The organism is Pseudomonas sp. Ps21-P2 (genome assembly GCF_039672565.1).
Taxonomy (GTDB): domain Bacteria; phylum Pseudomonadota; class Gammaproteobacteria; order Pseudomonadales; family Pseudomonadaceae; genus Aquipseudomonas.
In genome coordinates, this window is sequence record NZ_JBDFPL010000003.1 from 383,132 (window position 1) to 407,324 (window position 24,193).

The 24,193-nt window shown below is 63.6% G+C and carries 20 protein-coding genes; 14 read left to right on the plus strand and 6 right to left on the minus strand.

Translation table 11 applies throughout. The features are described from left to right. The first annotated feature begins 62 nt into the window (after positions 1-62). Entirely contained in the window at positions 63-983 is a 921-nt protein-coding gene (locus ABEH28_RS09245) for a cation transporter (protein ID WP_346629737.1), read from the plus strand. Positions 984-1,145: 162 nt separating this feature from the next. Beyond that, positions 1,146-2,198, plus strand: a complete 1,053-nt coding sequence (locus ABEH28_RS09250) for an AI-2E family transporter (protein ID WP_192174903.1) — start codon at positions 1,146-1,148, stop codon at positions 2,196-2,198. Between the two features lie 69 nt (positions 2,199-2,267). On the opposite strand, the gene ABEH28_RS09255 is transcribed toward ABEH28_RS09250, so the two are convergent. The 3 genes from ABEH28_RS09255 to ABEH28_RS09265 form a co-directional block, all read right to left on the minus strand. Beyond that, a complete protein-coding gene (locus ABEH28_RS09255) occupies positions 2,268-3,068 on the minus strand; it encodes an EF-hand domain-containing protein (RefSeq protein WP_346629738.1) in 801 nt (266 codons plus the stop codon). A 131-nt stretch (positions 3,069-3,199) separates the two neighbouring features. Further along, positions 3,200-4,282 carry a HAMP domain-containing sensor histidine kinase gene (locus tag ABEH28_RS09260; RefSeq protein WP_346629739.1) on the minus strand — a complete coding sequence of 361 codons (1,083 nt, stop codon included), beginning with the start codon at positions 4,280-4,282 and terminating at the stop codon, positions 3,200-3,202. Beyond that, positions 4,279-5,031, minus strand: coding sequence for a response regulator transcription factor (locus ABEH28_RS09265; RefSeq protein WP_133771586.1), 753 nt, complete (start codon positions 5,029-5,031; stop codon positions 4,279-4,281). Before ABEH28_RS09265 ends, ABEH28_RS09260 begins: the two co-directional genes overlap by 4 nt. 1,507 nt (positions 5,032-6,538) lie before the next feature. On the opposite strand from ABEH28_RS09265, the gene kdpF reads away from it, so the two are divergent. From kdpF to ABEH28_RS09295, 6 genes are all read left to right on the plus strand, one after another. Next, positions 6,539-6,634: a K(+)-transporting ATPase subunit F gene (gene kdpF, locus ABEH28_RS09270; protein ID WP_037009437.1), complete on the plus strand. Its 96-nt coding sequence runs from the start codon at positions 6,539-6,541 to the stop codon at positions 6,632-6,634. Positions 6,635-6,639: 5 nt separating this feature from the next. Beyond that, positions 6,640-8,334, plus strand: a complete 1,695-nt coding sequence (gene kdpA, locus ABEH28_RS09275; RefSeq protein WP_346629740.1) for a potassium-transporting ATPase subunit KdpA — start codon at positions 6,640-6,642, stop codon at positions 8,332-8,334. A 16-nt stretch (positions 8,335-8,350) separates the two neighbouring features. Further along, a complete protein-coding gene (gene kdpB / locus ABEH28_RS09280) occupies positions 8,351-10,465 on the plus strand; it encodes a potassium-transporting ATPase subunit KdpB (protein WP_346629934.1) in 2,115 nt (704 codons plus the stop codon). A 65-nt stretch (positions 10,466-10,530) separates the two neighbouring features. Continuing rightward, the gene (gene kdpC / locus ABEH28_RS09285) at positions 10,531-11,097 is read left to right on the plus strand and encodes a potassium-transporting ATPase subunit KdpC (protein ID WP_346629741.1); all 567 of its coding nucleotides are present in this window, start codon (positions 10,531-10,533) and stop codon (positions 11,095-11,097) included. Positions 11,098-11,152: 55 nt separating this feature from the next. Further along, positions 11,153-13,810, plus strand: coding sequence for a sensor histidine kinase KdpD (locus ABEH28_RS09290; protein ID WP_346629742.1), 2,658 nt, complete (start codon positions 11,153-11,155; stop codon positions 13,808-13,810). Between the two features lie 63 nt (positions 13,811-13,873). Further along, positions 13,874-14,563 carry a response regulator gene (locus ABEH28_RS09295; protein WP_192172198.1) on the plus strand — a complete coding sequence of 230 codons (690 nt, stop codon included), beginning with the start codon at positions 13,874-13,876 and terminating at the stop codon, positions 14,561-14,563. A gap of 227 nt (positions 14,564-14,790) precedes the next feature. On the opposite strand, the gene ABEH28_RS09300 is transcribed toward ABEH28_RS09295, so the two are convergent. Beyond that, positions 14,791-15,855 (minus strand): patatin-like phospholipase family protein, encoded by a 1,065-nt coding sequence (locus ABEH28_RS09300; RefSeq protein WP_346626366.1) that lies wholly within the window; start codon positions 15,853-15,855, stop codon positions 14,791-14,793. Between the two features lie 171 nt (positions 15,856-16,026). Here ABEH28_RS09300 and ABEH28_RS09305 point away from each other — a divergent pair, with 171 nt between their 5' ends. The 6 genes from ABEH28_RS09305 (at position 16,027) to ABEH28_RS09330 (ending at position 22,192) form a co-directional block, all read left to right on the plus strand. Continuing rightward, complete coding sequence (locus ABEH28_RS09305) at positions 16,027-16,305, plus strand: hypothetical protein (protein ID WP_062381160.1); 279 nt, start codon at positions 16,027-16,029, stop codon at positions 16,303-16,305. Positions 16,306-16,568: 263 nt separating this feature from the next. Next, a complete protein-coding gene (locus tag ABEH28_RS09310) occupies positions 16,569-17,486 on the plus strand; it encodes a MoxR family ATPase (protein ID WP_346629743.1) in 918 nt (305 codons plus the stop codon). Then, on the plus strand, positions 17,456-18,439 hold the full coding sequence (locus ABEH28_RS09315) for a DUF58 domain-containing protein (RefSeq protein WP_346629744.1): 984 nt from the start codon (positions 17,456-17,458) through the stop codon (positions 18,437-18,439). Before ABEH28_RS09310 ends, ABEH28_RS09315 begins: the two co-directional genes overlap by 31 nt. A gap of 13 nt (positions 18,440-18,452) precedes the next feature. After that, positions 18,453-20,453 (plus strand): DUF3488 and DUF4129 domain-containing transglutaminase family protein, encoded by a 2,001-nt coding sequence (locus ABEH28_RS09320; RefSeq protein WP_346629745.1) that lies wholly within the window; start codon positions 18,453-18,455, stop codon positions 20,451-20,453. 45 nt (positions 20,454-20,498) lie between these two features. Continuing rightward, entirely contained in the window at positions 20,499-21,269 is a 771-nt protein-coding gene (locus tag ABEH28_RS09325; RefSeq protein ID WP_346629935.1) for a CHAD domain-containing protein, read from the plus strand. Positions 21,270-21,397: 128 nt separating this feature from the next. Further along, on the plus strand, positions 21,398-22,192 hold the full coding sequence (locus ABEH28_RS09330) for a thioesterase family protein (RefSeq protein WP_346629746.1): 795 nt from the start codon (positions 21,398-21,400) through the stop codon (positions 22,190-22,192). A 92-nt stretch (positions 22,193-22,284) separates the two neighbouring features. Here the strand turns inward: ABEH28_RS09330 and ABEH28_RS09335 are convergent, their stop codons facing one another. Next, positions 22,285-22,506: a hypothetical protein gene (locus tag ABEH28_RS09335; protein WP_192172193.1), complete on the minus strand. Its 222-nt coding sequence runs from the start codon at positions 22,504-22,506 to the stop codon at positions 22,285-22,287. Between the two features lie 142 nt (positions 22,507-22,648). Further along, entirely contained in the window at positions 22,649-24,133 is a 1,485-nt protein-coding gene (locus ABEH28_RS09340; protein ID WP_346629747.1) for a methyl-accepting chemotaxis protein, read from the minus strand. Between the last annotated feature and the right edge of the window lie 60 nt (positions 24,134-24,193).

The following is a 24,193-nucleotide window of genomic DNA, read 5'->3' on the forward strand; positions in this document are numbered from 1 at the left end:
AGGTTTGGTCTGACTTCACCGTGTGTTTACAATGCCGCCCTCCAATCGTACCCGTGAGTCAGATGACAGAGCCAAGCGTGCTTCGCCTTTCCATTATTGTGACGTTTGCTCTGGCTATTTTTGGGGTGGTATTCGGTCTGCTGACTGGGTCTGCGTCGATTATTTTTGACGGCGTATACACCCTTATCGACGCAATCATGACGAGCTTTGCACTGGTCGTTGCCAAGCTGATTGCCTTCTCTCACAACGATGTCGGTCGCGCCCGCCTGACCAAGAATTTCACGATGGGGTTCTGGCACCTTGAGCCCATTGTGCTTGGTTTATCCGGCACGCTACTGGTTGGAACCGCTGGCTATGGTCTGATCATGGCCGTCGGAAGTCTGATGGCGGGCGGGCGACACCTGGACTTCGATCTCGCGCTCATTTTTGCTTTTGTGGCCCTTGTGAGCGCGGTCGGAATGATCATCTATGGCCGACGAGCAAACAAACGACTCAATTCAAGCTTCATCGCACTGGACGTAAAAGCCTGGACAATCTCCGCTGCAATGACCGGCGCTCTGTTAGTCGCGTTCCTGACCGGCTGGATTATCACGGGCACAGAGCTGGAATGGTTAGCGCCCTACATAGATCCCGCGGTGTTGGCGCTTGTTTGTCTCATCGTTTTACCCTTGCCTCTGCCAACGATTCGTGACGCTCTCGCAGATGTTCTGCTGGTGACCCCGCCAGAAATGAAGAAAAGAGTCGATGACGTTGCCAGCGATGCTGTCCAGCGACATGGCTTCCTTTCCTACCGTGCCTATGTGGCCCGAGTGGGGCGCGGGAGGCAGATCGAGATTTACTTCATCGTTCCACCGGGCTTGCCGCCACGCTCCCTGGAGGCATGGGATCTGATCCGGGATGAAATTGGCGAAGAGGTCGGAGGTACCGGCCCTGATCGTTGGCTGACAATCGCTTTTACCGTTAATAAAGAATGGGCTGAGTGATAGAAGGTCAATTCGCCCGCAAACACCGATGGACAGGTCTTAAGCACGCATAGACCCGTCTCGGTTCCGTCCTGAAGGCTGGCGTGGGTGTGAGCGCGCGGCGGGCTGCGTGGTTAGACGGTATGCTTCTCGGATTAAACCCCCTCTTTTGCGGAATGAACGATGTTCAATAACGATCGCCTGTTGGTGCAGATTCTCCTGCTCGCGCTGCTCGGTGCCTGCCTGTGGGTGATGGTGCCGTTCTGGTCGGCGCTGTTCTGGGGTGCGGTGCTGGCGTTTGCCAGTTGGCCGCTGATGCGTCTGTTGACCCGCGCGCTCAAGGGGCGTGAGTCCCTCGCGGCGGCGATTCTGACGCTGGGGTGGATGGTGCTGGTACTCGCGCCGCTGGTCTGGCTGGGCTTCAATCTGGCGGACCACGTGCGCGACGCAACGGCGTTCGTCAAGGACGTGCAAGTGGACGGCCTGCCGGATCCACCCACCTGGCTGGCGGGCGTTCCGCTGGTGGGCGAGCGGTTGGTGGGTTACTGGAACACCATCGACCAACAAGGCGCGGCGCTGCTGGTCAGCGTCCGGCCTTACCTCGGGCAAGTAGGCAACTGGCTGCTGGCGCGCAGTGCGCAGATCGGCGGCGGCATTCTTGAGCTGACCCTGAGCATCGTCTTCGTGTTCTTTTTCTACCGCGACGGGCCGCGGGTGGCGGCGTTCGTGCTGAGTCTGCTGGAACGGCTGATCGGCGATCGCGCTCAGTATTACCTCGATCTGGTGGCCGGCACGGTGCAACGGGTGGTCAACGGTGTGATCGGCACGGCTGCGGCGCAAGCGGTGCTGGCCCTGATCGGTTTTCTGATTGCCGGCGTACCGGGCGCTTTGGTGCTGGGCATCGGCACCTTCCTGCTGAGCCTTGTGCCCATGGGCCCGCCGCTGATCTGGATACCTGCCACGGCGTGGCTGGCCTGGAGAGGCGATTACGGCATGGCGATTTTTCTCGGCCTGTGGGGCACCTTCATCGTCAGTGGCGTCGATAACGTGCTCAAGCCGTACCTGATCAGTCGGGGCGGCAACCTGCCGTTGGTGATTGTCTTGCTCGGGGTGTTTGGCGGGTTGCTGGCGTTCGGCTTCATCGGCCTGTTCATCGGCCCGACGTTGCTGGCGGTGGCCTACAGCTTGCTGCTGGACTGGGTCGGCGACAGCCGCGCGCGGCAGCCGGTCAAGTAATTCACACCCGTAAAAAGCACGGGCATAAAAAACCGCCGCCGGGCTGAGCTCGGCGGCGGTTTTTTTTCGTCAGGCCGAGGTGCTGACGTATTTGCCGGACGTGGCGTTGCTGTTGAGGTTGTAACGGTCACTGAGGGCCGCGACCATGCGGTTCAAGGCTTCGGTGGCCTGGGTGGTGGTTTGCGAAGTGGCTGTTTGGCTAGCGGCGGTCTGGTTGCTGGAGGACGAGGTGCTGGCGGAATTCGTCGTGCCCTGCAACGCGCTGGTCAGTTCAGCCGCGGTGATGCTGCCGTCACTGTCGCTGTCCAGGCTGCTGAACAGGTCACTGGCGTCTTCGGCAGGGGGCGGAGGCGGCGGTTGTTGGGCCTGCAGGCTGGCGGTCAGTTCGTCGAGGCTGACGGTGCCGTCCTTGTTGGTGTCGAGGGCATCGAACACCTTACTGCTGTCGGCGCTGCTGTCTGAACTGCTCAACGCCGTGGTCAGTTCAGCGCTGCTGACCGTCCCGTCGCCGTCGCTGTCCAGCGCACTGAGCAGGTTTTGCGCTTCGTCTTCGGAGGACGCGGCGTCCATCTGCATCGGCGGTGGCGGCGGAGGCGTCAAGGCAGCCAGTTCGTCGGCGTCGAGGCTGTCGTCGTCATTGCTGTCGAGATCGCCGAACGCCTTGCTCAAGCTGACGGTAATGCCGTCTTTGGAATCCGAGGACAGCGACGAGCTCAGCTCGTCCTTGTCGATGCTGCCGTCGCCGTTCGCGTCGAGTTTCTTCAATAATTCGTCGGCGAACTTCTTGCTGTTGGCTGTGCTGGTGGTGCTGCTCGTGCTGGCACTGGTGTAGCTGGAATAACTGCTGCTGCCGCTGACGCCTGTGATCATCGGACTGACTCCCCATCAGATGGATAATGCCGGGCGGTGCTCCGGCTTATGCAGCGTCAGGGCAAGGCGTGTCGTGGGTGTGTTGGGTTTGTACCGCCGCGCTTACGTGAGGCTTGCGTAGCGGCGCCGGGTCAGATTCGCGGCAGATCCAGCACGGCGGTCAGGCCGCCACCGGGGGTTTTTTCGAGGCGCAGGTCGCCGCCCATTCGGCGCGCGGCTTCCCGGGCGATGGTCATGCCGATGCCGACGCCGCCCGAGTTGCGATTGCGCGAGCTCTCGACGCGATAGAAGGGCTCGAACACCACTTCACGCAGGTCTTCAGGAATGCCGGGGCCGTGATCAATGACGCTGACCCGCAGGCGATCGCTGGCGTCTTCGATCTCCACCCGCGCATGCCCGGCGTAACGCAGGGCGTTGTCGATGAGGTTGTTCAGGCAAGAGCGCAGGGCCATGGGCTGGGACTTCAGTGGCCGGCAATTCCCGCTCGCCTGAATGTCGTCACCGTTGTCCTGGGCGTTTTCGGCGAGGGATTCAATCAGCGCCTGCACGTCGAAATACTGCAGCGCTTCGCTGGTGCGCTGTTCGTTGAGGTAGGTCAGGGTCGCGTCGAGCATGCCGATCATGTCGTTGAGGTCCTGGCTCATCTGCCCGTGCAGCCGCGGCTCGTCGATCTGCTCGACCCGCAGTTTCAGACGCGCCAGCGGCGTGCGCAGGTCATGGGACACGGCGGCGAGCATGCGCCCGCGCTGTTGCACCTGTTCGCGAATGCGCTCCTGCATCAGGTTGAACGCCTGCGCCGCCTGACGTGCCTCGCGAGGGCCATTGGCGGCCAGGGGCGGGCTGTCGAGGTTTTCGCTGAGGCGCTCGGCCGCTTCGCTCAGTCGGCGGATCGGCCGGCTCAGGGCCTTGGCGCCGAACCAGGCGGCGAGCACCAGGCTGATCAGCTGGAACAGCAAGGGCACCAGCGGAATGCCGAGCATCGGTGGGCGGCATCCTTGCGGTGGAGGAGGGCGCTGAAGGTCGTCGCCCGTTGCAGCGTCGCGGTCGGATGGCGCTTGCATCTGGCTTTCCATCGGCCGATCGCAACCGGGCGGGGGCGGCATTCTCGGGCCGTAGTGGTGAAACCAGACGAATGCGAGCAGGTGCGCCAGGACGATCGCCAGCATTGCCCCGCCAAACAGCCGGGCAAACAGGGTATCGGCCGAGCGGATCAACCAATCTCCCGGGCGTCGAACATGTAGCCTTCGCCGCGCACGGTTTTGATCAGTTGCGGTGATTTCGGGTCATCGCCCAGCTTCTGCCGCAGGCGCGAGACGAGGAGGTCGATGCTGCGATCGAACGCTTCAATGGAGCGGCCCCGGGCGGCGTCGAGCAGTTGTTCGCGGTTGAGCACGCGACGCGGCCGTTCGAGGAAGACCCGCAGCAGGCGGAATTCGGCGTTGGACAAGGGCACGACGAGGCCGTCCGGCGCGGTGAGTTGGCGCAGGACGCTGTTCAGGCGCCAGTTGTCGAAGCGCAGGGTGGTGCGTTCTTCGGTGCGGTCATCGCGCACGCGGCGCAGGATGGTCTGGATCCGCGCGACGAGTTCGCGGGGCTCGAAGGGTTTGGCCATGTAGTCGTCGGCGCCCAGTTCCAGGCCGATGATGCGGTCGGTGGGTTCGCAGCGGGCGGTGAGCATGAGAATGGGGATGTCGGAGGTGCTGCGCAGCCAGCGGCAGAGGGAGAGGCCGTCTTCGCCGGGGAGCATGAGGTCAAGGACGACGACGTCGTAGGTGTCTTCGGTGAGGGCCAGGCGCATGGCGTTGCCGTCGGTGACGCCGGTGCTGTGGATGTTGAAGCGGGCGAGGTAGTCGCAGAGCAGTTCGCGGATGGGGATGTCGTCGTCGACGATGAGGGCGCGGGTGTTCCAGCGGCGCTCTTCGCTCGGCGCGGTGGCGGTGGTGCTGTCGGGTGTTGTCTGCATGGTGCTGCCGCCGTGTGGTGCTGCCGAGTGGGCCGCGGGTAGGAGTCGACGCTGCCATGCTACTTCGCTGGCGAGCGGGGCGGAAGGGTGAGGGGGGCAGGTGTCGGTGGATTGTCGTGAATGTATCAAGGTCGGTACACGGCTGACCTGCCGTGCTTCGTATCAAGATCAAGATCAAGGGCGTCTGCCTGGGGGCAGACTGTTTCGCCTTCGGCGAGTTACTTGGAAAAGCACCCCAAGTAACCAAGGGTGCTTGCTCCTGGCTAGGTCCCTCCTTCGTCGGGATACCCTCACTCCTACGACGCTCCGTGGGCCCGCGCCGAACGGACATCCATGTCCTGACGGCGCTCTCGCCGCATCCATGCGGCTCGGCCCACTCCGCGTCGTCTGCGTTCGGCCTGCACCCAAGTCGCGATTGGTGTCGTCTGGACGTCTTGCGTATCAAGATCAAGATCAAGATCAAAAGCAGATCAAGAGTTTCCCGGCTGAAGCCGGTCCTACAAAAGCACCGCGTACGCCCTGTAGGACTGGCTTTAGCCGGGAAGAGGCCAGCCCAGGCGGCGACAGTTTTGCTGATTGGACACCCCATCTGTGGGAGCGAGCTTGCTCGCGAATGCTTTATCCCAAACCAGATATCCGGTGGATGTACCGACCCCTTCGTGAGCAAGCTCACTCCCACAAGTCCCTGGCGCTTGACCCACTCCGCGTCGTCTGCGTTCGGCCTGCACCCAAGTCGCGATTGGTGTCGTCTGGACGTCTTGCGTATGAAGATCAAGATCAAAAGCAGATCAACAGCTTCCCGGCTGAAGCCGGTCCTACAAAAGCACCGCGTACGCCCTGTAGGACTGGCTTTAGCCGGGAAGAGGCCAGCCCAGGCGGCGACAGTTTTGCTGATTGGACGCCCATCTGTGGGAGCGAGCTTGCTCGCGAATGCTTTATCTCAAACACCAGATATCCGGTGGATGTACCGACCCCTTCGTGAGCAAGCTCACTCCCACAAGTCCCTGGCGCTTGACCCGCTCTTGAGCTGCCTCTGATTTGCTTTTGCTCTTCATACACAAAAAGTTCAAACACCGCCAATCGCGACTTGGGTGCAGGCCGAACGTAGACGACGCGGAGTGGGCCGAGCCGCATGGATGCGGCGAGAGCGCCGTCAGGACATGGATGTCCGTTCGGCGCGGGCTCCACGGAGCGTCGTCGGAGTGAGGGTATCCCGACGAAGGAGGGACCTAGCCAGGAGCAAGCACCCTTGGTTACTTGGGGATGGTGCGACTTTCGACTTTTCCAAGTAACTCGCCGAAGGCGAAACACAAGGCCGTTAGGCCGCCCATAACAACAGCCCACACAAATATTGGATATGCCCGCGATCTAAAGCCCGCAAAGCCGCTAAATCAACCACTCTTTACGCTTTCTTTATGCCCCCCGACCCCCGTCGCTCTCGTTCCTTTACACCCCCGCTGCAGACAATTGCCCCACACGGCAGTCGCCGTATGACGGAGAGTTTTTCATGAGCGTTCTGGATGGGGTGTCACTGCTGCTCGCGGCAGGGTTATTCGTTTACTTGCTGGTTGCGCTCCTGCGCGCCGGCCGGGTCGAGGAGTAACGGCCATGCACGGTTACGACTACCTGCTGATACTGGCTTTTTTCGCCTTGGTGCTGTTGCCCGCGCCGCTGCTGGGACGGTTCTACTACAACGTCATGGAAGGTAAGCGGACCTTTCTGACCCCGGTCATGGGCCCGGTCGAACGGATTTGCTATCGCCTGTCCGGCGTCGACCCCGCGGTCGAACAAAACTGGAAAACCTACACAATCGCCCTGCTGGCCTTCAACCTGGCCGGGTTCGTCGTGCTGTTCGCCATCCTGCTCATGCAAGGCTCGCTGCCGCTTAACCCTCAAGGTCTGCCGGGCATGGAGTGGTCGCTGGCGTTTAACACCGCGATGAGCTTCGTCACCAACACCAACTGGCAGAGCTACAGCGGCGAAGCGTCCCTGAGCTACCTCAGCCAGATGGCCGGCCTGACCGTGCAGAACTTCGTCAGCGCCGCCACCGGCATCGCCGTGCTGGTCGCGTTTTGCCGCGGCATCAGCCGTCGCTCGACGCAGCACCTCGGCAACTTCTGGGCCGACATGACCCGCGCGACCCTCTACGGCCTGTTGCCGATGTGCATCATCCTGGCGCTGTTTCTGGTGTGGCAGGGCGTGCCGCAAACCTTCGCCCATTACGTGGACGCCGTGACCCTGCAAGGCACCGACCAGACCATTCCTCTGGGCCCGGCTGCCAGCCAGATTGCGATCAAGCAACTGGGCACCAACGGCGGCGGCTTCTTCGGCGTCAACTCGGCGCATCCGTTCGAGAACCCGACCATCTGGAGCAACCTGTTCGAGCTGGTGTCGATCATCCTGATCCCGGCCGCGCTGGTGTTCACCTTCGGCCACTACGTGAAAGACATGCGCCAGAGCCGCGCGATCATCGCCTGCATGCTGGCGCTGTTCCTGATCGGTGGCGCGACGGCGATGTGGGCTGAGTACCAGCCTAACCCTGCGCTGAACATCGCGTCGGTCGAGCAGACCGCGCCGATGGAAGGCAAGGAAACCCGCTTTGGCACAACGGCCACCGTGCTGTGGGCCGCAACCACCACGGCGGCGTCCAACGGTTCGGTCAACGGCATGCACGACAGCCTCAACCCGCTTACCGGGATGATCGCCCTGGCCAACATGATGGTCGGCGAAGTGATCTTCGGCGGCGTCGGCGCGGGCCTCTACGGCATGTTGCTCAACGTATTGATCGCGGTGTTCCTCGCCGGCCTGATGATTGGCCGCACCCCGGAATACCTCGGCAAGAAACTGCAGGCCCGTGAGGTCAAGTTGCTGGTGGCGACCTTGATCGTGATGCCGGTCGGCGTGCTGGTGTTCGGTGCGCTGGCAGCCTCGTTGCCCGGCCCGGCAGGTGCGATCAGCAACCCCGGCGCCCACGGTTTCAGTCAGTTGCTATATGCCTACACTTCGGCGACCGCCAATAACGGTTCGGCCTTCGGCGGCTTCAGCGCCAACACCACCTTCCACAACCTGATGTTGGGCCTGTCGATGTTCATTGGCCGCTTCGGCTACATCCTGCCGGTGCTGGCACTGGCTGGCAGTCTGGCCGCGAAGAAGACCTCGCCCCTGGGCCAGAACAGCTTCCCGACCCACGGCCCGCTGTTCGTCACCTTGCTGACCGTGACCATCCTGCTCGTGGGTGGCCTGACGTTCCTGCCGACCCTGGCACTGGGACCGATCGCCGAACACTTGAGCCTGGGCTTCTGAGGACCACACCATGAACATGCAAGCCCCCGTAACAAAAAGCCCGGACAGTACAAACTCGGACTCTAAAAGCCAGGCCAGCAAGACAGCCGGCCATGACGCGCAGCCTGCATCGAATGCATCAGCGAAGACCGGGCTCGCCGCGCTGTGGCGCCCGGCGCTGGTCCAGGCGTTCATCAAGCTCGACCCGCGCCAGCTGCACCGTGCGCCGGTGATGCTGGTGGTCGAACTGACCGCGATTCTGACCACCGTGCTGTGCCTGATCCCCGATCCGGCGGTGCCGACGTCCGTCGCCGTGCAGATCGCCGTCTGGCTGTGGTTCACCGTGTTGTTCGCCAACTTTGCCGAAGCCTTGGCCGAAGGTCGCGGCAAGGCCCGTGCCGACAGCTTGAAAGCCGGTAGTGAAGGCCTGAAAGCGCGGATCCAGGGCGCCAATGGCAGCTACCAGATGGTCAACGCCGCCACGCTGCGCAAGGGCGATGTGGTCCGCGTCGAAGCCGGGGAAATGATCCCGGGCGACGGCGAGGTGATCGAAGGCATTGCGGCCGTCAACGAAGCGGCGATCACCGGTGAGTCTGCGCCGGTGATCCGCGAGTCCGGCGGCGACCGTTCGGCCGTCACCGGCAACACGCGACTGGTGTCCGACTGGCTGCTGGTGCGGATCAGCGCCAACCCCGGCGAATCGACCCTGGACCGCATGATCGCGCTGGTCGAAGGCGCCAAGCGCCAGAAGACCCCCAACGAAGTCGCTCTCGACATTCTGTTGATCGGCCTGACCCTGATCTTCCTGCTGGTGGTCGTGACCCTGCAGCCGTTCGCGCACTTTGCCGGCGGTAACCTGCCGCTGGTGTTCCTCGTGGCGCTGCTGGTCACCCTGATTCCGACCACCATCGGCGGCCTGCTCTCGGCCATCGGCATTGCCGGCATGGACCGTCTGGTACGCCTCAACGTGATCGCCAAATCCGGCCGTGCGGTAGAGGCGGCGGGTGACGTGCATGTGTTGCTGCTGGACAAGACCGGCACCATCACCTTCGGCAACCGTCGTTGCGCGGCGGTGTATGCCGCGCCGGGCGTGTCGGCCAAAGAGCTGAGCGAAGGCACGCTGCTGGCCTCGCTGGCGGATGACACCGCCGAAGGCAAGTCCATCGTCGAGTACCTCCGCGGTCTGCACCCGATGACCGAGCCTGCACCGAGCCAGTTGACGGCGGTGCCGTTCACCGCGGAAACCCGCTTGTCCGGCGTCGACTACGAAGGCCGCGTGTACCGCAAGGGTGCGGTGGATTCGCTGCTGAAACTCCTCGGCCGTGACCGCAGTGATCTGCCGCCGGTACTGGCGCGGGAGATCGACAAGATCGCCAAGACCGGTGGTACGCCGTTGCTGGTCTGCGGCGATGGCAAGCTGCTGGGCGCGATTCATCTCAAGGACGTGGTCAAGCCGGGCATTCGCGAGCGCTTCGAGGAACTGCGCAAACTGGGCATTCGCACGGTCATGGTCACCGGCGACAACCCGCTGACGGCGGCGGCGATCGCGGCAGAGGCAGGCGTCGATGACGTGCTGGCCGAAGCCACTCCCGAGAAGAAGCTGGAGCGCATCCGTCAGGAGCAGAACGACGGGCGTCTGGTGGCGATGTGCGGCGACGGTGCCAACGACGCGCCAGCGCTGGCCCAGGCCGACGTCGGCATGGCGATGAACGATGGCACCCAGGCGGCGCGGGAAGCGGCCAACATGGTCGATCTCGACAGCGACCCGACCAAGCTGCTGGACGTGGTGCAGATCGGCAAGGAATTGCTGGTAACCCGCGGCGCCCTGACGACCTTTTCCATCGCCAACGACGTGGCCAAGTATTTCGCCATCCTGCCGGCGCTGTTTGCGGCGATCTATCCGCAACTGGGCGTGCTCAACATCATGCACCTGGCCAGCCCGCAGAGCGCGATTCTGTCGGCCATCGTGTTCAACGCGCTGATCATCGTCGTGCTGATTCCGCTGGCGCTGCGCGGTGTCCGGGTCCAGGCCGCCAGCGCTGCGCATTTGCTGCGCCGCAATCTGTTGGTGTACGGGCTGGGCGGGATTGTCGTGCCGTTCGTGGGGATCAAGGCCATCGACCTGCTGTTGACCGCCCTGCACCTGGTTTAACCCGCTGATCGCGCCGCGCGGTGCCTGATCCCGTGCGGCGCTCACTTCGAAATGAGGATTGAATGATGTCCAGCGTATTGCGTCCGGCCGTGAGCCTGATCGTTCTGATGACCCTGATCACCGGCGTGGCTTACCCGCTGGTGGTGACCGGAGTCGCCCAGGTGGCGTTCCCGGATCAGGCCAATGGCAGCCTGGTCTACGACGACCATGAAAAAGTGCGTGGCTCTGAACTGATCGCACAGAATTTCACCGGCGAAGAATGGTTTCACCCGCGTCCGTCTGCCGGGGCCTTTGCCACCGTCGCCAGCGGCGCGAGTAACCTGGCGCCGAGCAATCCGGCGCTGGCGACCCGAGTGACCGATGACGCCGCCAAAGAGAAAGTCGACAACCAGGGCCCGGTGCCGCTGAACCTGCTGACCACGTCGGCCAGCGGTCTTGATCCGCATCTGTCGCCGGCCGCAGCGCAATACCAGGTGGCCCGCATCGCAGCGGCGCGTAACCTGCCTGCCGAGTCGGTGCAGAAACTGGTGGCGGACAACACCCAGACCTCGCTGATCGGCCCGCCAGTGGTAAACGTGCTGGACTTGAATCTGAGTCTGAATCGGTTACCGTCTGGCAAAGTCGTAAACTGACCCGAACCGGCGACGCCACACGCGCGCGCATCACCCTGCACCAGGACAACTCTTCGTGAATTCAACCACCCGCGCCGACGCTTTGCTGGTCAATCTTCCCCGGGACGATCGCGGGCGGCTGAAGGTGTTTCTCGGTGCCGCGCCGGGCGTGGGCAAGACCTACGCCATGCTTCAGGCCGCGCATACGCAGATGCGCCAGGGCGTTTCGCTGCTGGCCGGGGTCGTCGAGACCCACGGCCGCGCCGAAACCGAAGCGCTACTGGGCGGTTTGCCCCAGCAACCCATGGTCCGTTCCGAATACCGCGGGGTCATGCTCGAAGAGATGGACCTGGACGGTATTCTTGCGGCGAAGCCCAAACTGGTGCTGGTCGACGAGCTGGCCCATTCCAACGCGCCCGGCAGCCGCCACGCCAAGCGCTGGCAGGACATTCAGGAATTGCTCTCGGCGGGGATCGACGTTTACACCACGGTCAACGTTCAGCACCTGGAAAGCCTCAACGATCAGGTGCGCGGCATCACCGGCGTGCAAGTGCGTGAAACCTTGCCGGACTGGGTGTTGCAGGAAGCCTACGAACTGGTGCTGATCGACCTGCCGCCCCGCGAATTGCTGGAGCGGTTGCGCGACGGCAAGGTCTACGTGCCGGAGCAGGCCCGCGCGGCCATCGATGCGTTTTTCACCCAGACCAACCTCACCGCGCTGCGGGAAATGGCCATGCAGACCGCCGCCGCCCAGGTCGACAACGATCTGGCGCTGGGCTATCGGCAGTTGGGTCAGGCGGCGCCGGCGGTGCGCGGTCGTCTGTTGGTGGGGATCGACGGCGACGCCCAGGCCGAACGTCTGGTGCGTCACGCCAGCCGCGTCGCCCAGCGTCGGCACCTGCCGTGGAGTCTGGTGCACGTCGACAACGGGCGCTTTTTCGATGAGCTGGCCCGCAGCCGTTTGCAGAACGCCCAGCAACTGGCCGAACGCCTCGGCGGGGAAGTGGTGGTGCTGCGCGCGCCGGAAGTGGCGAAGACGCTGATTCAGCACGCCACCGAACGCCGCGCGAGTCTGGTGCTGGTGGGCCAATCGCGGCCTTCGCTGCGGCGTCGGGTGTTGGGCGGCGGTCTGGCGTCGCGTCTGCTGCGCAATGCCCACGGGCTGGAAATCAACGTCCTCGACAGCGAATCGCGTCCTGATCAGCCGCAATCCACTTCGCCGCGCAATCTGGTCTGGTTCGACTACGCCCTGGCGCTGTTCGCCACGGTCGTCGCCAGTGCCTTGGCCTGGGCCGTGTCCAGCTGGTTGGCGCTGCCGAATATCTCCCTGGTCTTTCTCGCCGCCGTGTTGCTGGTGGCCGTGCGCAGCAGCGTCGGCCCGGCGATGGTCTGTTCGGTGCTGTCGTTTCTCGCGTACGACTTTCTGTTCATCCCGCCGAACTTTTCCCTGAGCATCCAGCGCGAAGAAGACGTGCTGACGCTGCTGTTCTTTCTGTTGATGGCGGCGCTGACCGGCAATCTCGCTGCTCGCCAGCGTCGCCAGTTGCAAGCGCTGCGGGACACCCAGGAGGAAACCAGCGAACTGCTCGACCTGTCCCGCCGCCTGACCGCCGCGACCGATCGCCAGGCCGTGCTTAGTGCGGCCGATCATCACCTGGCCGGCTGGAGCGAGTTGCAGCTGTGCGTGCTGGACAACGACCGCGAGCAGGGTTGGAAAGTCGAGGTGGGCGGGCCGCTGGAGTTTTCCGAATTCGAACGCGCAGCGGCGGACTGGGCCTGGCAGCACGGGCAACCGGCGGGCAAGGGCACTGGCACGCTGCCGTCGGGGAGTTGGTGGTGGTTGCCGCTGTGGGTGGACGACGCGCCGATGGCGTTACTGGGGATTCGTGCGAAGCAGGGCCAGACTTTCAGCCCTCAGCGGCGACGTCTGCTGACTGCGTTAAGTCAGCCATTGGGTCAGGCCCTGGCCCGGGCGCGGCTGGCCGAGGATCTCGAGGCCGCGCGTTTGCACGGCGAGACCGAACAACTGCGCAGCGCGTTGCTGGCTTCGGTCTCCCACGACCTGCGCACGCCGCTGACCGCCATGCGCGGCAGCATTGACAGCCTGTTGGCCCTGGGCGAGGCGATTCCGCTGGAAGACCGTCGCGAGTTGCTCGAAGGCACCCGCGACGAGGCCGAGCGTCTGGATCGCTACATTCAGAACCTGCTGGACATGACGCGCCTCGGTCATGGCGCGCTGAAGCTGGCGCGGGACTGGGTCTCACCGGGTGACATCGTCGGCAGCGCGCTCAATCGCCTGCGTGCGGTGCTCGCGCCGCTGCAGGTCATGACCGAATTGCCGGCGGAATTGCCGCTGCTGTACGTGCACGCCGCGCTGATCGAGCAGGCGCTGATCAACGTGATCGAAAACGCCGCGCGCTTCTCGCCGGTCAACGGGCGGCTGCAGATGGCGGTGAGCGTGCAGAACGAGGAGATTATTTTCGCCGTCAGCGATGAAGGGCCGGGGATACCCGAGAACGAACGGGCGAAGATTTTTGATATGTTCTACACCGCCGCGCGGGGAGACCGAGGCGGGCAGGGCACGGGGCTGGGTCTGGCGATCTGTCAGGGCATGGTCGGCGCCCACGGCGGGCGGATCAGCGTGGACGATGGCATCGACGGTCGCGGCACCTGCATCAGCCTGCACTTGCCGCTGCAGGCGCAACCCGAAGCGGAAATGGACCAGGCGGTCTGAACCCGCTTTGCGCTACGCTGACTTTCTTTCGGTACCGACCCTTTTCTTCATGACAGGACACCCATGAGCCAGACGGCGACCATTCTGGTGATCGATGACGAGCCGCAGATCCGCAAGTTCCTGCGCATCAGCCTCGCGTCACAAGGCTATAAAGTGCTGGAAGCCGGCACCGGCACCGACGGCCTGACCCAGGCCGCACTGAATAAACCCGACCTGCTGGTGCTCGACCTGGGCCTGCCGGACATGGACGGGCAGGACGTGCTCAGCCAGTTTCGCGAGTGGTCGACGGTGCCGGTGCTGGTGCTCTCCGTGCGTGCCAGTGAGGGCGAGAAAGTGCGCGCGCTGGACGCCGGCGCCAACGATTACGTGACCAAACCGTTCGGCATCCAGGAGTTTCTGGCGCGGATTCGTTCGCTGTTGCGCCAGGCGCCGGAGAGCGGTCAGGTGGAATCGGCGGTGGTCATCGGCCCGCTGAACATTGATCTGGCCTACCGCCGGGTGTCCCTGGGCGATGCCGAAGTCGCCCTGACCCGCAAGGAGTACGCGGTTTTGGCGCAACTGGCGCGGCATCCCGGACGGGTCATTACCCAACAGCAACTGCTCAAGGACATCTGGGGCCCGACCCACGTCGAAGACACCCATTACCTGCGCATCGTGGTGGGCCACCTGCGCCAGAAACTCGGCGACGACCCCGCCGCGCCGCAGTACATCGTGACTGAGGCGGGGGTCGGGTATCGGTTGGTGAATGCGTGAAGGCATTCGCTTGCTTTGGGCCGCATCTGCCCAAGCGCGGTGCGTCAGCCCATGTCTTCATATCAGATCCACCGCAATTCGCGAGCAAGGTGGAGCGCCACCCCGGTCGCTCCCACAGGATCACCGCAGCGCTGACTGTCTTCGGCGAACGCAGCAAGTGTGGGAGTGAGCCTGCTCACGAATGCGGTAAGTCAGCGCATATCTCCATGTCTGACCCACCCAATTGCTCACGAATGCTCCTGCTCATACCGATCCAGCGTTTCCCTGGCGATCTGCCGCCCGAGCGCGATCAGCTCCGGGGCTTTGTAAAATTCGAAGAACCGGCACACGCGCTTCGGCACGTTGATCAGGATGTCGGGCGGGTAGCCGGCGATTTTGTATTGAGCCAGGGACGTCTGCATGACCTCGAAGCTCTGGTTGATCAGGTCCAGCAGCGACGCCGGGCCGACGTTGTCGATGATGATCGAGCCGCTGGCCGATCTCGGCGCCCCGGCCTGGGTGGGCGCGGCGGAAGGTTGCTGGCCCTGGGGGTCGGCGGATTCGATATCGGCCATCAACCACGGATTGCCCGTCAGCGCGGCGGCGCTGGGCTTGAGCCGTTCCTGCGCCAGGCGCAACCCGCCTTCGCCGGTCAGGTCCAGCTTGCGGCGGAACGGCAGGTGCGAGCCGATGGAGCTCATCAAACCGTCGATACGCTTCTTCACCGCCGGCGGGCGTTCGATCACCGGCAAGGTGTAATGCTTCTGGGTCGTTGAATTGAGGTTGACCGCAACGATCAGATCGCAGTGGCTCGACACCACCGGCACGATCGGCAACGGGTTCAGCAGGCCGCCATCCACCAGCGTGCGATTGCCCTGAACCACTGGAGTGAACAGGCTCGGGATTGCCGCCGAAGCGCGCATCGCCGAATGCAGATTGCCTTCCTGAAACCAGATTTCCTGCTGGTTGGTCAGGTCCGTGGCCACGGCGGTGTAGGGGATCGGCAGGTCCTCGATATTGATCTCGCCGACGATGTCGCGAATTTTGCCGAACACCTTCTCGCCGCGAATCGCCCCCAGCCGGAAACTCACGTCCACCAGCCGCAACACGTCCAGGTAATCCAGGCTTTCGATCCACGCCTTGTACTCGGGCAGCTTGCCTGCCGCGTAGATCCCGCCGATCACCGCGCCCATGGAACACCCGGCGATGCAGGCGATGTCGTAGCCGCGGTGTTCGAGCTCTTCAATGACGCCGATGTGCGCGTAACCCCGTGCGCCCCCGGAGCCCAGGACCAGCGCGATGCGTTTATTCATGTGCGTTTCCCACTGTCAGCGTTCAGGCGGCGCGCAAGGCGGCCGATTCATCACACACCAGCGTAACGCCAACGGCCCGAAACGGGTATTGTGCATCGCCCGGGTGTGGCACTTTTACATCGCCGCACCGTCAAAGCCGCATCAATGATTTCCTTAGTTGAGGTAACACCCATGAAAGCCTGGATCTGCCTGCCCCTGTTGGCATTGGTTCTCACCGGTTGCGCCGGTAAAACGGCCTACCGCGACAGCTGTGCCACCAACCTTGACGCAGCCTGGCACGAGCTCGATCTGGCCAAGGCCGAAGGTTTCGCCGGCACGGTCAGCTACTCCAAGGCCCTGTCGCTGCTGACCGGCGCCAAGACCCAGCAGCAGTTCGAAGCGTTCGAGGGTTGCTCCGAGAAAGCCGAGAAAGCCCGTTTCTACATCCGCGAATCCCGCGCCGGTCGCTGAAATCGTTCCAAAGTCCGCAGCCATCACGCGGTCTCCCTTTAGGAGTGAGCTTGCTCGCGAAGCATGCTGTCAGTCGCCATCAAGCTGACCGGGATAACGCCGATCGCGAGCAAGCTCAATCCTACCGTCCTGTTTCGCTCCACCCTGATGAATCCCTCCATCCCGCTCTGGCGAAAAGGCCTACGCTGACCTTACAGTGGCTGCACGTCTGGCATCGTCTGCAGTCCTATTAGCCATGAGCAGTCGCCTGGGGAGGCCTTCCGATGGGCAGAAAACTGGATGCGTGTCTCAACGCAATCAATGAAGTGGTGCTGGGCAAGGAACCACAGGTGCGCCTGGCGTTGACCTGCCTGCTCGGCGGCGGGCATCTGTTGATTGAAGACTTGCCCGGCATGGGCAAAACCACCCTCAGTCACACCCTCGCGCGGGTGCTCGGCTTAAGCTTTCAGCGCATTCAATTCACCTCCGATCTGCTGCCGGGCGACATCCTCGGCACGTCCGTTTTTGATCGTGACACCGGGCAGTTCACCTTCCACCCCGGACCGATCTTCGCCGAGCTGGTGCTGGCCGACGAAATCAACCGCGCTACGCCCAAGAGCCAGAGCGCGCTGCTCGAAGCCATGGAGGAGGGCCAGGTCACCATCGAGGGCGCCACCCGTTTGCTGCCCGATCCGTTTTTCGTCATCGCCACCCAAAACCCCTTCAGCCAGGGCGGCACCTTCGCCTTGCCGGAATCGCAACTGGACCGCTTCCTGATGCGCCTGTCCCTGGGTTATCCCGCGCGCTCGGCGGAAAAAGCCCTGCTGCGGGGGGAATCCCGTCGTGATCTGCTGCCGCGCATCGAGCCATTACTGGACCACGCCGAACTGGCCTTGCTTCAGCAGCAGGCGCGGCAGGTGCGGGCCAGCGACGCCCTGGTCGATTACGTGCTGCGGCTGGTCGATGCCACGCGCAGCCAGCCGCAGTTCGCCTACGGCCTGTCGCCCCGTGCGAGCCTGGCGATCCTGTCGGCGGCGCGTGCCTGGGCGTTGCTCGCCGGGCGCGATTACGTGATTCCCGAAGACGTGCAGGCGATTCTGCCCGCCGTCATCAGCCACCGCCTGCGCGAGCGCACTGACCCGACCGGGCATGGCGGCGGCGCGCTGGTCCAGTGGCTACTGCGCGAGGTGCCGGTGCTGTGATCGAACGCTTCAAACCGGTCTGGCAGCGCTGGGTGGGACGCCGCATTCCCCCGGCGTCGCGGGTCGAACTGGATCACCGCCGAATCTTCATCCTGCCGACCCGGGTCGGCGGCACCTATGCGCTCATTCTGTTTCTGTTGCTGCTGGTGTCGATCAACTACCAGAACAGCCTCGCCTACGGCCTGACCTTTCTCATGCTGTCGGTGGGCGTGCTGGCCATTCTGCACACCTACCGCAACATCAGCGGGCTGATCCTCAGCGGCGGCCACGCGCGTTCGGTGTTCGTCGGCGAACCGGTGCAACTGCGCCTGCGTCTGGAAAGCACCAGCCATGGCCATCAGGCGATTGCCCTGGGTTGGGACAGCGAACAGCTGGAGCAGACCGACGTTGACGCCGAGCGTCTGGTCGAAGTCGGCCTGACGCTGCCGGCGCTCAAACGCGGCTGGATGCGGGCCCCGCGTTTGCGCGTGGAGAGCGTGTTCCCGCTGGGGATTTTTCGCGCCTGGAGCTGGCTGGACCTGGAACAGACCGTGCTGATCTACCCGCAACCGCTGGCCGGCACGATGCCGCTGCTGCAAGGCGTGCAACCCCATGCCGAGGACGACGGCCACGCGACGACGGGGCCGGGCGTCGATGATTATCAGGGCCTGCGCCTGTGGCAGCCGGGCGACTCGATGCGGCGCATGCACTGGAAAGCCTGGTCGCGGGGACAGGGGCTAATGGTCAAGGAGTTCAGCGACCTCAGCGGTCACGACCTGTGTCTGGATTTCATGGCCCTGGGTGGAGATATCGAAGAACGCCTGTCGCGCCTGTGTTACTGGGTGCTGGAATTGTCCCAGCGTCAGCAGCCGTTCGCGCTGCGGCTGCCCGGTTTTATCTCGGCGGTGGACAGCGGCGACGCTCACCGTGAAGCCTGCCTGCGCCAATTGGCGCTGTACGGGGTGCGCGCATGAAAGGCGCGGCGCGATGACATCCTCCAGCCTGGCCAAACCGATCCCACGGGTCAGCCTCAATTGGTTGCTGATTGCCCAGGCGCTGGTGATCGTGCCCTTCGCCTTGCACGTGCCGGTGGCGCTGATCGTGCTGTGGCTGGTCTGCTCGTTCTGGCGCATTCAGATCTTCCGCATGCGCGTGAGGATGCCCGGCACCTGGATCAAATCTGGACTGCTGGTCGGCACCGCCGGGGGCATCTATCTGGCGCGGGGCAGTTTGATCGGTCTGGACGCAGGGGCGGCGCTGCTGATCGCGGCGTTCATTCTGAAGATGCTGGAAATGCAGAACCGTCGCGACGCCCTGGTGCTGATCTTTCTTGGCTTCTTCTGCATCGCCGTCGGTTACCTGTTCGAAGACTCGCTGCTTTGGGGCCTGTTTACCCTGCTGCCCATCACCACGCTGCTGGCCGCGTTGATCGGCTTGCAACAGTCCGGCATCTCCAGCAGGCCCGCGGCTACGCTGCGGCTATCGGCCAAACTGCTGCTGCAGGCCGTGCCGTTGATGCTTCTGCTGTTCCTGTTTTTCCCGCGCCTTGAGCCCCTGTGGTCGTTGCCGCAACCCAGTAACAAGGCGCTGAGCGGGCTGTCCGACAGCATGGCGCCGGGGGACATCGCCGAGCTGAGCAAATCTGCCGAGCTGGTGTTTCGCGCCAGTTTTGACGGCCCGCTGCCGCCGCGCAATCAGCTGTACTGGCGCGCGCTGACCCTGGAGCAATTCGACGGCAGACGCTGGTCGCAATCGTCGCGGGCGCAAGTGCCGGACGCGCCGCTGTGGCGCCGGGAAGGCGAGCGGGTCAGCTACAGCGTGGTGCTGGAACCGACCGGCAAGCCGTGGCTGATGACCCTCGATGTCGGCCAGACCGATCTGGCCGGCGTGCGCCAGATGACTGATTTCCGCTGGCAGCGGCGACGACCGGTGGAGCAATCAATGCTCTACAGCGTCGAATCCTGGCCCGACGCGGTGCGCGAGACCGTGCTCAGCGACGGCGCGCGCTTGCAGGCCCTGCAACTGCCGGCCAAAGGCAATCCCCAGGTGCGCGAATGGGCAGCGGACCTGCACCGGCGCCATGCCGGCACCGACGCGGTGGTGGACGCGCTGCTGTCGTATTTCACATCGCAGCCGTTCCGCTACACCCTCAAGCCCCCGGCGCTGGGAGCCAACAGCATCGATGACTTCCTGTTCGGCAGCCGTGCCGGTTTTTGTGCCCACTACGCCGGCGCCATGACATTTGCCCTGCGCGCGGCGGGTGTGCCGGCGCGGGTGGTTGCCGGTTATCAGGGCGGCGAGCTCAACCCGGACGGCAACTACCTGACCGTGCGCCAGTTCGACGCCCACGCCTGGGTTGAATACTGGCAACCGAACGTGGGTTGGCGCAGCGTTGATCCCACCGCAGCGGTGGCGCCCGCGCGGGTCGAGCAAGGGCTTGAACAAGCCCTGGCGGCGGACGAAGAATTTCTCGGCGATTCGCCGATGTCCGCCCTGCGCTATCGGCACCTGGCCTGGGTCAATTCGATTCGCATGAGCTGGGACAACCTCAATTACGGCTGGCAGCGGTGGGTGCTGGGGTATCAGGGTCAGCAGCAACTGCAGGTGCTGGGCCGCTGGTTTTCCGGGTTTCAGGCACCCGTGTTTGCCGGCGGCGCGGCGGTTATTCTCGGGTTGCTGGCGCTGTGGCTGTTCAAACCGTGGCGCCGTGAGAGCGATTCGCAGCTGCGGCTGTTCAACCAGTTCGAACGTCTGCTCGCCCGGCAGGGTCTTAAACGTCAGCCGGGTGAGGGCGCCCGGGCCTTTGCGCAGCGTGCTGCCGCGCAACTGCCGGCCCACGCCGGGGCGATCAGGGATTTTGTCCACGAGTTCGAGGCCCAGCGCTACGCCGGGGCAGACGGCTCGGTTGGTGCACTGCGTCAGCGCCTGAAATCCCTGCGCCGCAGCCTGCCGTGGCGTTTGTCCACTGCAAGGGGCAAGCGGCCGTAAGTCATCAGACATTCATCTTCAACCTAGGAGTGTTTCATGTCAGCGATGGTCGATCACCTGGTCGCCGAGATTATCGGCCTTAACATCAAGCTGCTTGCCTGTCACGCGCGGTTGGAGGTCTCCACCGACAGTGAAGCGCTGCACGACCTGCGCACCAACGTCCGCCGCCTGCGCAGCGTTTTGCGCCCACTGCGGGGGCTGCCAGGGCTGGATCAGGTGGAAGCGGCGGCCAAGGAGGTCGGTGCGCTGACCACGCCTTTGCGTGACATGCAGGTGCTGGCGGCGTTCCTCGATGAACAGGGTCTGCCCCAGGCGGCGGCCAAGCGCGAGCAATACCTGAAAACCGCGTGCCCGAAAGTGGCCAGCTCTGCGGAGCTCAATCGTCTGTTCGGCGTGCTGGATCAATTGCCGGCCCTGCTGCGCACCCAGGAACGCCATGGCCTGCTCGACAAGCTGAAGCAGCGCATTGAAAAGCGCCTGGACAAACAGTGGAAGCAACTGCGCGAAGCCATGGGCGACCCTGCCCACGACCGCCATCGCCTGCGCCTGCTGATCAAACGCGTGCGCTACGCCGGCGAGGCCTACCCGGAACTCAGTCATCAGCCGAAAAACATGGAGCGCCGGTTGAAAGCGGCCCAAGGCGCCCTGGGTGACTGGCACGATCACCTGCAATGGCTGGAGCAGGCGCGGCATCAGGCAGATCTGGCGCCGTGCGTGGCCGGGTGGGAATTGGGCATTCACCGTGCCGAGCAGAAGTCTGACCAGGTTCTGGTGCGTTTGTACAAGGCGTGCTTCGGAAAACATTCTCCACGCTGACTCCACGGGATCTTCAGGCCTGGTCGCTTTTAAACCGTCTGGTCCGCAGGATTGGCGCTTATCAACCCTGTCCTGCAGCGGCTGCCTCGTTACCATTTGGCCATCCCGTCTGCCACCCTGGAATGCCCATGAAATTCTCCGAGCTGCTTGACGCCGTCCGTGCCCATCCCGAATGCGTCAGCATCCCCGCCTCATGGGCACAGGGGCGAGCATGCTTCGGCGGGTTGATGGCGGCGCTGATGTATGAAGCGATGCGCGCGAAGGTCTCGACCGAGAGGCCCGTTCGGTCGCTGGCGATCTGTTTCGTTGCGCCACCGGCCATCGACACACCTATTTCGTTTGAGGTGGAAGTCCTGCGCGAAGGCAAAGCGGTCAGTCAGGTCTTGGGCCGGGCGATCCAGAACGGCGAGGTCATGACCCTGATTCAGGGCAGCTTCGGCGCGCCCCGCGAGTCGATGATTTCGGTTCACGCCGAGCCGGCCCCGGTCTTCAAACCGGCGGACCAGATCCAGCCGTTCCCGTTCGTGTCCGGCGTGATGCCGGAATACCTGCGGTTTATTGATCTGCGCTGGGCGCTGGGCGGCCTGCCGTTTTCCAACTCACCGTCACCGGCGATTGGTGGCTATGCACGCTTGCGTGACGTGGAAGAGGAGCCCTTGACCGAAGCGCATCTGCTGGCGTTGGTCGACACCTGGCCACCTGCCGTGCTGCCCCATCTGAACAAGCCGGCGCCGGGAAGCTCATTGACTTGGACGATCGAGTTTGTGCAGCCGTTGCCCGCGATGACCACCCATGACTGGACGCAGTACCGAGCGGTGATCGAGCATGCCCGCGATGGCTACGGTCATACCGCAGCGGCGCTGTGGACGCCAAAAGGGGAATTGGTGGCGATCAGTCGCCAGACGGTGACTGTCTTTGGCTGATCAGATCAGATCAGATCAGATCAGATCAGAGGTGAGGTTGCTGACAACGTCATCAGGTGACGCATCTCTGTACCGGGCAAAAGCCAGGGGCCTTATTGGCCTCTGGCTTTAATGGCTTGCGCGGCAATCAGACCCAGCACACCGATGGCGGCGGACGTCAGGCTGCTGTTGAACGCGCCGTCCAGCAGAAGCAAGCCGGAGACGATGGACAGCGGGAACGCCAGTGAGGACAACACGGCGTTCGACGGCAGACCGTCCTTGCGTGATGGGTTGAAGAATTCGCCGATGTGAAGATCCGTAATGAACTTGGGCATGACGCTTACCTCGGTGAAACGTGAACAAGAAGTGTTTTCGATAGAGGTGAGAATAGGCCCGGAGGTTCACTTCGGCGAATCGAGGATTGCTATCAGCCTGATAGGCAGGATGTGCCTGAGCAATCGCAGGGGCGCGAGGCAATCAGCCCTGTAATTTCAGCTGCCCGATGGCCGTGTTCAAGGCGCCGGCCAGTGTCGCCAGCTCATCGCTGGTGCCGGCCGAGTCCACTGTTTGTCGGACGGTGCGCTCGGTCACGTCGCGGATGCTTACCACGGCCCGGTTCATTTCTTCGGCGACCTGGCTCTGTTGTTGCGCGGCTACCGCAATCTGAGTGTTGCTCTCGCGCATCTGCGCCACCGCTTCAGTGATCGCCGTCAGCGCCTGACCCGCTTCCCGCGCGCGCTGCACGCAGTCGTCGGCCTTGTGCGAGCTTTCCTGCATGAAATCCACCGCATCGCGGGTACCCGCCTGCAGAGTGCAGACCATGGTGGTGATCTCGTCGGTGGACGTCTGCACCCGGCGCGCCAGATGTCGCACCTCATCGGCCACCACCGCGAAGCCGCGTCCCATCTCCCCAGCGCGGGCCGCTTCGATGGCGGCGTTGAGGGCGAGCAGGTTGGTCTGTTCGGCGATGCTGTGAATCACGCTTACGACGCCGTTGATTTTCTGACTGTCCTCGGCCAGCCGCTGGATCATCCCGGCCGTCTGTTGCACCCCGCTGGACAGCCCGGCGATGGACGTCTCTACCCGATCAACCACGGCTTTGCCGGTGCCCGCGAGCCGGTCAGCGTTCCGGGATTGATCACGGGTGGCACCGGCGTGTTGAGCGATGTGGTGGACGGTGGCGGTCATTTCATTGATGGCCGTTGCCACTTGATCGGTCTCGCTCTGCTGGCCGAGCATGCCTTGGCGCACCTCGCTCATGCCCGACGCCAGTTGGCCCGCGCCTGCATCCAGGCGGGCGGCGGAGTGGGCAACGGTGGTGACGATGCGTTGGTAACCGGCTTGCATGGCGTTGAAGGCCTTGGCCATCTGCCCGACTTCATCCTCACCGGTCAGGGGCACGCGCGCCGAGAGGTCGCCGCTGCTTTCTACCTGCAGCATCACGTCTTTGAGGGTGTTGAGGTGGGTCAGCAGAAAGCGGATCAGCAGTTGCGACGCGCCGAGCATGGCGAGCATCAGAATGAACACTGCGACGGCGTACTGGACGAAACGCACCTCCACCCATTGCAGCAGGTGTGGCGCAGCGGCGAGCACGGCGATGCGTTGGTCATCGCGCTGGATGACATAGGCGCCGATCAGTGGCGTACCGTCTGTGTCGGAAACACCCGTCAGGTCAGTCCAGCCGGTAACCGGGCTCAGCGAGGGCAGGGGCTGACCTTTGAACACCGGCACCTGTCCCGCTGGATACGTCAGACGGTGGGCTGCAGCTGGCAGTGATTGCCCGGCGGGCCACGCGCTCAACAACTGTGCCTCGGCCTGCGCGGCGGCTCTGGCATCGTTGGCGCGGGTGTGTTGTTCCAGCTGCAGGGCGTAAAGCACCAGCAACAGCGTGGTGAAAAACGCAACGGCGTTGACCGCCCAGAACTTGTATTTCAGCGAAACATTGCTCAGCCAGCGGGCCATGGTGGAAGTCTTCTGTGGGTGCACGAAATAAGGCAGGGTGCCATCATTTTGTGCGCTTTA

Bases quoted from the DNA above. Each gene is read 5' to 3' on its own strand.
- ABEH28_RS09245 (WP_346629737.1), top strand. From the start codon at position 63: ATGACAGAGCCAAGCGTGCTTCGCCTTTCCATTATTGTGACGTTTGCT.
- ABEH28_RS09250 (WP_192174903.1), top strand. From the start codon at position 1,146: ATGTTCAATAACGATCGCCTGTTGGTGCAGATTCTCCTGCTCGCGCTG.
- ABEH28_RS09255 (WP_346629738.1), bottom strand. From the start codon at position 3,068: ATGATCACAGGCGTCAGCGGCAGCAGCAGTTATTCCAGCTACACCAGT.
- ABEH28_RS09265 (WP_133771586.1), bottom strand. From the start codon at position 5,031: ATGCAGACAACACCCGACAGCACCACCGCCACCGCGCCGAGCGAAGAG.
- kdpF (WP_037009437.1), top strand. From the start codon at position 6,539: ATGAGCGTTCTGGATGGGGTGTCACTGCTGCTCGCGGCAGGGTTATTC.
- kdpA (WP_346629740.1), top strand. From the start codon at position 6,640: ATGCACGGTTACGACTACCTGCTGATACTGGCTTTTTTCGCCTTGGTG.
- kdpB (WP_346629934.1), top strand. From the start codon at position 8,351: ATGCAAGCCCCCGTAACAAAAAGCCCGGACAGTACAAACTCGGACTCT.
- kdpC (WP_346629741.1), top strand. From the start codon at position 10,531: ATGTCCAGCGTATTGCGTCCGGCCGTGAGCCTGATCGTTCTGATGACC.
- ABEH28_RS09295 (WP_192172198.1), top strand. From the start codon at position 13,874: ATGAGCCAGACGGCGACCATTCTGGTGATCGATGACGAGCCGCAGATC.
- ABEH28_RS09300 (WP_346626366.1), bottom strand. From the start codon at position 15,855: ATGAATAAACGCATCGCGCTGGTCCTGGGCTCCGGGGGCGCACGGGGT.
- ABEH28_RS09305 (WP_062381160.1), top strand. From the start codon at position 16,027: ATGAAAGCCTGGATCTGCCTGCCCCTGTTGGCATTGGTTCTCACCGGT.
- ABEH28_RS09310 (WP_346629743.1), top strand. From the start codon at position 16,569: ATGGGCAGAAAACTGGATGCGTGTCTCAACGCAATCAATGAAGTGGTG.
- ABEH28_RS09320 (WP_346629745.1), top strand. From the start codon at position 18,453: ATGACATCCTCCAGCCTGGCCAAACCGATCCCACGGGTCAGCCTCAAT.
- ABEH28_RS09325 (WP_346629935.1), top strand. From the start codon at position 20,499: ATGGTCGATCACCTGGTCGCCGAGATTATCGGCCTTAACATCAAGCTG.
- ABEH28_RS09330 (WP_346629746.1), top strand. From the start codon at position 21,398: ATGAAATTCTCCGAGCTGCTTGACGCCGTCCGTGCCCATCCCGAATGC.
- ABEH28_RS09335 (WP_192172193.1), bottom strand. From the start codon at position 22,506: ATGCCCAAGTTCATTACGGATCTTCACATCGGCGAATTCTTCAACCCA.
- ABEH28_RS09340 (WP_346629747.1), bottom strand. From the start codon at position 24,133: ATGGCCCGCTGGCTGAGCAATGTTTCGCTGAAATACAAGTTCTGGGCG.